General features: G+C 62.0%; 8 protein-coding genes. All 8 read left to right on the top strand.

What is annotated here, in order from left to right; genetic code table 11:
- The first annotated feature begins 43 nt into the window (after window positions 1-43).
- The 8 genes from AC0Z42_RS18595 to AC0Z42_RS18630 all read left to right on the top strand — a co-directional run bounded on the left by AC0Z42_RS18595 (window position 44) and on the right by AC0Z42_RS18630 (window position 9,107).
- Entirely contained in the window at window positions 44-1,975 is a 1,932-nt protein-coding gene (locus tag AC0Z42_RS18595) for an AMP-binding protein (RefSeq protein ID WP_485469682.1), read from the top strand.
- 14 nt (window positions 1,976-1,989) lie between these two features.
- Complete coding sequence (locus AC0Z42_RS18600) at window positions 1,990-2,805, top strand: ABC transporter ATP-binding protein (RefSeq protein ID WP_485469671.1); 816 nt, start codon at window positions 1,990-1,992, stop codon at window positions 2,803-2,805.
- Between the two features lie 25 nt (window positions 2,806-2,830).
- Window positions 2,831-3,727 carry a branched-chain amino acid ABC transporter permease gene (locus AC0Z42_RS18605; protein WP_485469683.1) on the top strand — a complete coding sequence of 299 codons (897 nt, stop codon included), beginning with the start codon at window positions 2,831-2,833 and terminating at the stop codon, window positions 3,725-3,727.
- Between the two features lie 33 nt (window positions 3,728-3,760).
- Window positions 3,761-4,819: a branched-chain amino acid ABC transporter permease gene (locus AC0Z42_RS18610; protein WP_308923304.1), complete on the top strand. Its 1,059-nt coding sequence runs from the start codon at window positions 3,761-3,763 to the stop codon at window positions 4,817-4,819.
- A 53-nt stretch (window positions 4,820-4,872) separates the two neighbouring features.
- Window positions 4,873-6,192 (top strand): ABC transporter substrate-binding protein, encoded by a 1,320-nt coding sequence (locus tag AC0Z42_RS18615; protein WP_485469672.1) that lies wholly within the window; start codon window positions 4,873-4,875, stop codon window positions 6,190-6,192.
- A gap of 62 nt (window positions 6,193-6,254) precedes the next feature.
- A complete protein-coding gene (locus AC0Z42_RS18620; RefSeq protein WP_485469673.1) occupies window positions 6,255-7,091 on the top strand; it encodes an ABC transporter ATP-binding protein in 837 nt (278 codons plus the stop codon).
- A 90-nt stretch (window positions 7,092-7,181) separates the two neighbouring features.
- Entirely contained in the window at window positions 7,182-8,438 is a 1,257-nt protein-coding gene (locus AC0Z42_RS18625; protein WP_485469674.1) for a phenylacetate--CoA ligase family protein, read from the top strand.
- An 87-nt stretch (window positions 8,439-8,525) separates the two neighbouring features.
- Window positions 8,526-9,107, top strand: coding sequence for a hypoxanthine-guanine phosphoribosyltransferase (locus tag AC0Z42_RS18630; protein ID WP_485469675.1), 582 nt, complete (start codon window positions 8,526-8,528; stop codon window positions 9,105-9,107).
- The last annotated feature ends 149 nt before the right edge of the window (window positions 9,108-9,256 follow it).

Below are 9,256 nucleotides of genomic sequence, written 5' to 3' on the forward strand. Positions count from 1 at the left end.
CTGAGACACGCAACAGGAGACACTGGTGCAAAACAATACAGCAATGCCGACTTTTCCCCGGCGCCTGGTGCAGCATGGCGCCGTCCGTCCCGACAAACCCGCCTTCCGCGAAAAATACCTGGGCATCTGGCAAACCTGGACCTGGCAGGACGTCAACGCCGAGGTCCGCGCGCTGGCCTGCGGCCTGGCCGCCATCGGTTTCCAGCGCGGCATGAACCTGGCCATTATCGGCGACAACCGCCCGCGCCTGTACTGGGCCATGCTGGCCGCGCAAAGCCTGGGCGGCGTGCCCGTGCCGCTGTACCAGGATGCGCCGGCGGCCGACATGGCCTATGTGCTGCAGGACGCGCATATCCAGTATGCCATTGTCGAAGACCAGGAACAGGTCGACAAGCTGCTCGAACTGAAAACCATGTATGCGCATGTGGCGCATATCGCCTATGACGACGAGCGCGGCATGCGCCACTACCACCAGTCCGAGCTGATTTCCTTTGCCGGCCTGCAGGCGCTGGGGCGCGAATACGACAGCGCGCATCCGGGCTTTTTCGAAGCGGCCGTCGAAGCGGGCCGCGGCAGCGACTCGGCCGTGATCCTGTACACCTCGGGCACCACCGGCAAACCAAAGGGCGTTTGCCAGAGTCACACGGCCCTGCTGGCGGCAGGCGTTGGCTGCGTGGCCTTCGACAAGCTGACCGACAACGAAGATATTTTGTCCTACCTGCCGATGGCGTGGGTTGGCGACTGCCTGTTTTCGCTGGCGCAGGCGATGGTGGCGGGGTTCACCGTCAACTGCCCGGAATCGGGCGACACGGTGATGATCGACATGCGCGAAATCGGCCCGACCTGCTACTTTGCGCCGCCGCGCGTGTTTGAAAACATGCTCACCAGCGTGATGATACGGATGGAAGACGCCAGCAGCATCAAGCGCCGCCTGTTCGCCCATTTCATGGACGTGGCCAAGCGCTGCGGCGCACAGATCCTCGACGGCAAGCCGGTGCCGTTGCTGGACCGCCTCAGCTACCAGCTGGGCAATGTGCTGGTCTACGGCCCGCTGAAAAACGTGCTGGGCCTGTCGCGCGTGCGCGTCGCCTACACCGCCGGTGCCGCCATCGGCCCCGACCTGTTTCGCTTCTACCGCTCGATCGGCGTGAACCTAAAGCAGCTGTACGGCTCGACCGAAACCTGCGCCTATGTGTGCTTGCAACCGGATGGCAATATCAAGTTCGACAGCGTCGGTCTGCCGGCGCCCGGCGTGGAGGTCAAGCTCGCACCGAATGGCGAAGTGCTGGTCAAGTCGCAGGCCACCATGAGCGGCTACTACCACCGCCCCGAAGCGACCGCCGAAGTGATCGACGCCGATGGCTATTTTCATACGGGCGACGCGGGCGTGTTCGACAGCGAAGGCCATTTGAAAATCATCGACCGCGCGGCCGATGTCGGCAAGATGAATTGCGGCGCCATCTTCGCCCCCAACTATATCGAAAACAAGCTCAAGTTCTTCCCCTTCATCAAGGAAGTGGTGGCCTTCGGCCATGGCCGCGACCAGGTCTGCGCCTTTATCAATATCGATATCGAGGCGGTCGGCAACTGGTCCGAGCGGCGCGGCATCGCCTACGCCGGCTATACCGACCTGGCCGCGCGCGAAGAGACCTATGGCCTGATCCGCGACTGCATCGAACAGGTCAACGCGGAACTGGCGGCCGATCCGCTGATGGACCGCACGCAGGTGCACCGCTTCCTGGTGCTGCACAAGGAACTCGATCCCGATGACGACGAACTGACCCGCACGCGCAAGGTGCGCCGCAAGTTCATCGCCGAAAAATACGCGGTGCTCATTGCCGCCCTGTACGAAGGGAAAACCTCGCAGTTCATCGAGACCCAGGTCAAGTTCGAGGATGGACGCACCGGTTCGACCAGTGCCGACCTGCAGATCTGGAGCAGCAAAACCTGGCCGGCCCTGGGCCTGGCAGCATGATGGAGCACGGTACGATGCTAATGAATGAACCCGACGTCCACTTCGGCACCGAGCGCAAGACCGGTCCCGTGATCTTGGACCTGAAAAATATCTCCCTGTCGTTCGGCGGCGTGAAGGCACTGACCGATATCTCTTTCGACGTGAAACAGCACGAGATCCGCGCCATCATCGGCCCCAATGGCGCCGGCAAAAGCTCGATGCTCAATGTGATCAACGGCGTGTACCGCCCGCAGCAGGGCGAGATCATCTACCGCGGCGAACACCGGCGCGGCATGGATTGCTACCAGGCCGCCAAGTCCGGCATTGCGCGCACGTTCCAGAACATCGCCCTGTTCAAGGGCATGACGGTGCTCGACAACATCATGACCGGCCGCAACCTGAAAATGAAATCGAACTTTCTGCTGCAGGCCCTGTACTGGGGGCCGGCACGGCGCGAGGAAATCGAACACCGCAAGAAGGCCGAGGAAATTATCGACTTCCTGGAAATCCAGGCGATCCGCAAGACTCCGGTCGGGCGCCTGCCCTACGGTCTGCAAAAGCGCGTCGAACTGGGCCGCGCATTGGTGGCCGAACCGGAGATTTTGCTGCTCGACGAACCGATGGCCGGCATGAACGTGGAAGAAAAACAGGACATGTGCCGCTTCATCCTCGACGTCAACGACCAGCTGGGCACCACCATCGTGCTGATCGAGCACGACATGGGCGTGGTGATGGATATCTCGGACCGCGTGGTGGTGCTCGACTACGGCCGCAAGATCGGCGACGGCACGCCGGACGAGGTGCGCAGCAACCAGGATGTCATCAATGCGTATTTGGGTGTAGCGCACTAGTATCAGACCAGGGATAACAATGAATATCAATTTTTTCTTTGAAGTGCTGATCGGCGGCCTGCTGTCGGGCGTGATGTATGCGCTGGTGGCGATCGGCTTCGTGCTGATCTACAAGGCCTCGGGCGTGTTCAATTTTGCGCAAGGAGCGATGGTGTTTTTCGCCGCCCTCACCTGCGTCGGCATCATGGACAAGTTCGGCCTGTCGCTGTGGCTGGCCATTCCGCTGACGATGGTCGCCATGATCATTCTCGGCATGGCGATCGAACGGGTGGTGTTGCGCCCGCTGGTCAACCAGCCCGAGATCACGCTGTTCATGGCCACCATCGGCCTGGCCTTCTTTATCGAAGGCCTGGCGCAGCTGATGTGGGGCTCGCAGGTGCACAAGCTGGACCTGCCGATCGAAGACGTGCCGATGCAGTTCCTGATGGATCACTTCAACATCATCATCTCGCAGTTCGACGTGGTGGCGGCGGGCATCTGCGCGCTGCTGGTGATCTGCCTGGCCCTGCTGTTCTCGAAAACCAAGGTCGGCCGCGCCCTGCGCGCAGTGGCCGACGACCACCAGGCGGCGCTGGCGGTGGGCATTCCGCTGCAGCGCATCTGGGCCGTGGTATGGGGCGTGGCGGGGCTGGTGGCGATGGTGGCGGGCCTGTTGTGGGGTGCGCGCAATGGGGTGCAGTTCGCGCTGACCTTTATCGCCCTGAAGGCCTTGCCGGTCTTGATACTCGGCGGCTTTACCTCGGTGCCGGGCGCGATTGTCGGCGGCCTGATCATCGGCGCTTCCGAAAAACTGGCGGAAGTCTATATCGGCCCGATGGTAGGCGGCGGCATCGAAGGCTGGTTCCCGTATGTGCTGGCCCTGCTGTTCCTGCTGGTGCGCCCGGAAGGCCTGTTCGGCGAAAAAATCATCCGGCGCATCTGACGCCCGACTCCGCACACTTGCAAAGGACTTACCATGATCTACCGTGAAGCCGGACAATTCAAGACCAGCTACCAGGACGACAACCAGATCTTCCCGATCCGCCAGGACCGCCTGGCACTGACGGCGACCCTGATCGCCGCTGTGTTCCTGCTGCCGTATTTCGCCTCGCCCTACATCCTGTCGGCGATCATGATCCCGTTCCTGATCTTCGCGCTGGCAGCGCTGGGCCTGAACATTTTGACGGGCTACGCCGGCCAGCTGTCGCTGGGCACGGCCGCCTTCATGGCGGTCGGCGCGTTTGCCTCGTATAACTTCATGGCGCGCCTGCCCGGCCTGCCGCTGCTGGTGTCGTTCATCCTGGGCGGCCTGTGCGCGGCCATGGTCGGCATTGCGTTTGGCCTGCCGTCCCTGCGGATCCGCGGGTTCTACCTGGCCGCCTCGACCCTGGCGACGCAGTTCTTCGTGGTCTGGTGCCTGACCAAGATCCCTTACCTCACCAACTACAGCTCCTCGGGCGTGGTGACGGTGCAGGGCATGCAGATCCTCGGCTACCAGTTCGACACGCCGCAAAGCAAATACCTGCTGGTGCTGGCCATCGTGGCGGGCATGGCGCTGCTGGCCAAGAACATGATCCGCTCCAACGTGGGCCGCTCGTGGATGGCGGTGCGCGACATGGACATGGCAGCCGAAGTGATCGGTTTCCGGCTGATGCGCACCAAGCTGCTGGCGTTTGCCGTCAGCTCGTTCTACTGCGGCGTGGCCGGCGCCCTGTATGCCTATGCCTACCTGGGCACGGTGGAGCCGGAAGCGTACAACCTCGACCTGTCGTTCCGCATCCTGTTCATGATCATTATCGGCGGTGTCGGTTCGATCCTCGGCTCCTTCCTAGGTGCCGCCTTTATCGTGCTGCTGCCGGTTTTCCTGAACATCGTCGCGCACGGCCTGGCGCTGCCCACCAGCGTCGCTTCGAACCTGGAACTGATGGTGTTCGGTGCGCTGATCATCTTCTTCCTGATCGTCGAGCCGCACGGCCTGGCCAGGCTGTGGCAGATCGCGAAAGAGAAATTGCGGCTCTGGCCTTTCCCGCACTGATTTTTGCAGTCGATGTCGGTTCAATTGATACCAAATAAAAAAGAGGAGACACAATGAAACACATCAAATCGCTCATGCTGGCCACTGCCTTTGCCACTGCCGCCTTCACGGTTGCCGGCACGGCGCAAGCGCAGGTCCAGGAGCAGTACATCGCCCTGCCGTCGTACCGCGTGGGGCCGTATGCGGCCGGCGGCTCGGGCTTTTACGGCGGCATCATCGATTACTTCAACCTGGTCAACCAGGCCGGCGGCGTCAATGGCGTCAAGATCAGCTGGGAAGAATGCGAAACCGAATACAACCCCTCGCGCGGCGTGGAATGCTATGAGCGCCTGAAAACCAAGCAGGGCGGCGCCACCCTGGTGGAAACCCTGTCGACCGGTGTCGCCTACGGCATCCTCGACCGCGTGGCGCAGGACAAGATCCCGATGACCATGATCGGCTACGGCCGCTCGGATGCGGCCAACGGCAAGGTCTTCCCGTATGTGTACCCGTTGATCTCCAGCTACTGGAGCCAGGCCGCGGCCATGATCAAGTATTTGGGCGACAAGGAAGGCGGCATGGACAAGCTGAAAGGCAAGAAAATCGTCCACCTGTATCACGACTCGGCCTTCGGCAAGGAGCCGATGCCGGTGCTTGACGCACTGTCGAAACAGTATGGCTTCGAGCTGATCAAGATCCCGGTCGCGCCGCCAGGCAGCGAACAGCAGTCGCAATGGCTGCAGATCCGCCAGGCCAAGCCCGATCACGTGATTCTGTGGGGCTGGGGCGTGATGAATTCGGTGGCCATCAAGACGGCGCAGCGCAACGGTTTCCCGCGCGAGAAAATGCTCGGCGTGTGGTGGGCCGGCTCCGAGGAAGACACGATTCCGTCGGGTGATGCGGCCAAGGGCTACAGCGCGATGAGCTTCAACACGCCTGGCAACTACCCGGTGCTCGACGATATCCGCAAAAAACTGTACGCGTCCGGCAAGGGCAACCTGGCCGACCAGTCGCGCATCGGTTCGGTCTACCACATGCGCGGCGTGACGGCCGGCATCCTGTGGGTCGAAGCGATCCGCACCGCGCAAGAAAAATTCGGCAAGGGCAAACCGATCACGGGCGAGCAGATGCGCTGGGGCCTGGAAAACCTGAATGTCGACGACGCGCGCCAGAAAGCCGTCGGCGCGCTGGGCATGTTCCCGACCGTGAAAACCAGCTGCGACGACCATGAAGGTTCGGGCGCCGTCAAGGTACAGCAGTGGGACGGCAAGAAGTGGACCGCCATCACGCCGAAATGGATCGTCGGCGACAAGGCCCTGGTGCGCAAACTGGTCGAGGAATCGTCGGGCAAGTATGCGGACGAGAAGAAGATCACGCCCGCCTGCATGAAGTAAGCGCACAAAAACCGGACCGGCACTCACGCCGGTCCCTTGTTTGACATTCTGAAGAAGCAGCCATGACACCCACTGCCACGCAAGCACCGACCGCACCGCCGCCCTATTTGTCGGTCAACAATATCGAAGTCATCTACGACCATGTGATCCTGGTCCTGAAAGGCGTGTCGCTGCAGGTCCCGCAGGGCAAGATCGTGGCGCTCTTGGGCGCCAATGGCGCCGGCAAGTCGACTACCCTGAAAACCATCTCGACGTTATTGCGCGGCGAACGCGGCGACGTTACCAAGGGCGAAGTGCAGTTCAAGGGCGAGCGGGTCGACCAGCTGACGCCGAATGAACTGGTGAAGCGGGGCCTGTCGCAGGTGATGGAAGGGCGCCACTGCTTCGGCCATTTGACGATCGAGGAAAACCTGCTGACGGGCGCCTACACGCGCAGCATTTCACGTGGCGAACTGAAAGACGCTCTGGAGAAAGTGTATCACTATTTCCCGCGCCTGAAAACGCGGCGCTCCAGCCAGGCCGGCTACACCTCGGGCGGCGAGCAGCAGATGTGCGCGATCGGCCGCGCGCTGATGGCCAAGCCGTCGATGATACTGCTCGATGAACCGTCGATGGGCATCGCGCCGCAGATCGTCGAAGAAATCTTCGGCATCGTCAAGGACCTGAACCACAAGGAAAACGTGTCGTTTCTGCTGGCCGAGCAGAACACCAACGTGGCGCTGCGCTATGCCGACTTTGGCTACATCCTGGAAAACGGCCGGGTGGTGATGGAAGGCCAGGCGCAGGATTTGGCCAGCAACGAAGACGTCAAGGAATTCTACCTGGGCGTGTCGAGCGCCGGGCGCAAGAGCTTTCGCGACATGAAGTTCTACCGCCGCAGGAAACGCTGGCTGGCCTGATCAACAAAACCCCGAGCTGCAACGCGCCTGGCGGTCACGCACAGCCGGGCGCGCGGACAAACACGCACTGATATCTGGAGATTGACTGACATGAACGACACGCTCGACAGTCTGGAAACGCGCACCGTTGAGGCGCGCGAAAGCGAATTGATGGCCGGCCTGCCGCAGCTGATCGCGCGCGCGCAAGGCGCGCCGGGCTGGGCGCGCATCCTGGCCGGCGTCGATGCGGCAGGCATCACCAGCCGCGAAGCGCTGGCGCGCCTGCCCGTCACCCGCAAGTCCGACCTCAAGCAGCTGCAGCAAGGCGAACCGCCGTTTGGCGGCCTCAATACGACGCCGAAAAATGCGCTGTCGCGTATTTTTGTGTCGCCCGGCCCGATTTTTGATCCCGAAGGGCGCGGCCAGGATTGGTGGCGCTTTGCGCGGCCCATGTATGCCGCCGGCGTGCGCGCTGGCGGCCTGCTGCAGAACTGTTTTTCGTATCACTTCACGCCGGCCGCCTTCATGGTCGAAGGCGGCGCCGCACGCATCGGCTGCACTGTAATCCCGGCCGGCATCGGCCAGACCGAAATGCAGGTGCAGGCGATGGCCGACCTGAAACCGGACACCTATGTCGGCACGCCGTCGTTCCTGAAACTAATCATTGAAAAGGCGCGCGAAATGGGCGCCGACATCAGCAGCGTCAAGCAGGCGCTGATGGGCGCCGAAGCGCTGCCCGAATCCTTGCGCAGCTGGTTTGCCGAGCATGGCGTGCCGCATGTATTCCAGACCTACGCCTCGGCCGATATCGGCAGCATCGCCTATGAAACGGCCAGCAACGGCAAGCTCAATGCCGGCATGGTGGTCGATGAAAACGTGCTGCTTGAAATCGTCCATCCGGGCAGCGGCACGCCGGTCGCGCCCGGCGAAGTGGGCGAAGTGGTGGTCACCGTCTTCAATAGCGACTATCCGCTGATCCGCTTTGCCACCGGCGACTTGTCGGCCGTGCTGGTGGACGCGTCCGCCTCGCCGTGCGGGCGCACCAATACGCGCATCAAGGGCTGGATGGGGCGCGCCGACCAGACCACCAAGGTACGCGCCATGTTCGTGCATCCGTCGCAGGTGCACGAGATCACGCGCCGCCATCCGCAGATCGTCAAGGCGCGCCTGGTGGTGTCGGGGCGCATGGCCAACGACGAGATGACCTTGCACTGCGAAACCGACCAGCTGGACGATGGCGCGGGCGTCGAAGGCATTATTGCCTCGATCCGCGAACTGACCAAGCTGCGCGGCGAAGTGCGGCTGGTGGCCAGGGGCAGTTTGCCGCTGGACGGGAAAATCATCGACGACGTGCGCGACTACACATAGCGCGGATGGTGGGCATGGCACGCAGGAAGCAATTGCGGGATAATATCGGCATTAACCATCAGCCATATCATCGCCATGCAAGAGTCCATGCAAGAATTTCATCACAATCGTGCCCGTGATCTGCTCAAGAACGCGGAGCTGCTGTTCGACCAGGACGCCGTGCAGGCGTCGATCACGCGCATGGCCGATGTGCTCAACGCGCGCTATAACGCCGAGGGCACCAAGGAGTTCCCGCTGGTGCTGGGCGTGATGGGCGGCGCCGTGGTGTTTACCGGCAACCTGCTGCCGCAGCTGAGCTTCCCGCTGGAGTTCGACTACATTCATGTGAGCCGCTACGGCGACGACGACAAGGGTGGCGAAGTGGTGTGGAAAGTCATCCCGCGCTCGAACGTGGCGGGCCGTACCGTGATCGTGCTCGACGATATCCTCGACGAAGGCGAAACGCTGGCCCACGTCAAGCAGCGCCTGCTCGACATGGGCGCCGCCGAAGTGATCCTGGCGGTGTTTGCCGACAAGGCGATCGGCAAGAAAAAACCGGTACAAGCCGATATCGTCGGCCTGGTGATCCCGAACCGCTTCGTGGTCGGTTTCGGCATGGATGCGTATGGCTACTGGCGCAACCTGCCGGGTCTGTGGGCGATCAAGCCCGAGGATTTGAAGCAGGAATAATTCAAAGTAAGCATTCACCCCAACGGCAGAAGGGCCGGGGTCGGACCCTGAGGGTCTGAGGTATCCCGGTTTTAATGGAGAGTCACTCCCTCGCGGCGCGGGGGATTTTTAATCGATGCGTACTGCACCTCAGCCTCGACTGGGGTGCG

The organism is Janthinobacterium sp. 1L-D-8-B-C4, from assembly GCF_057291295.1.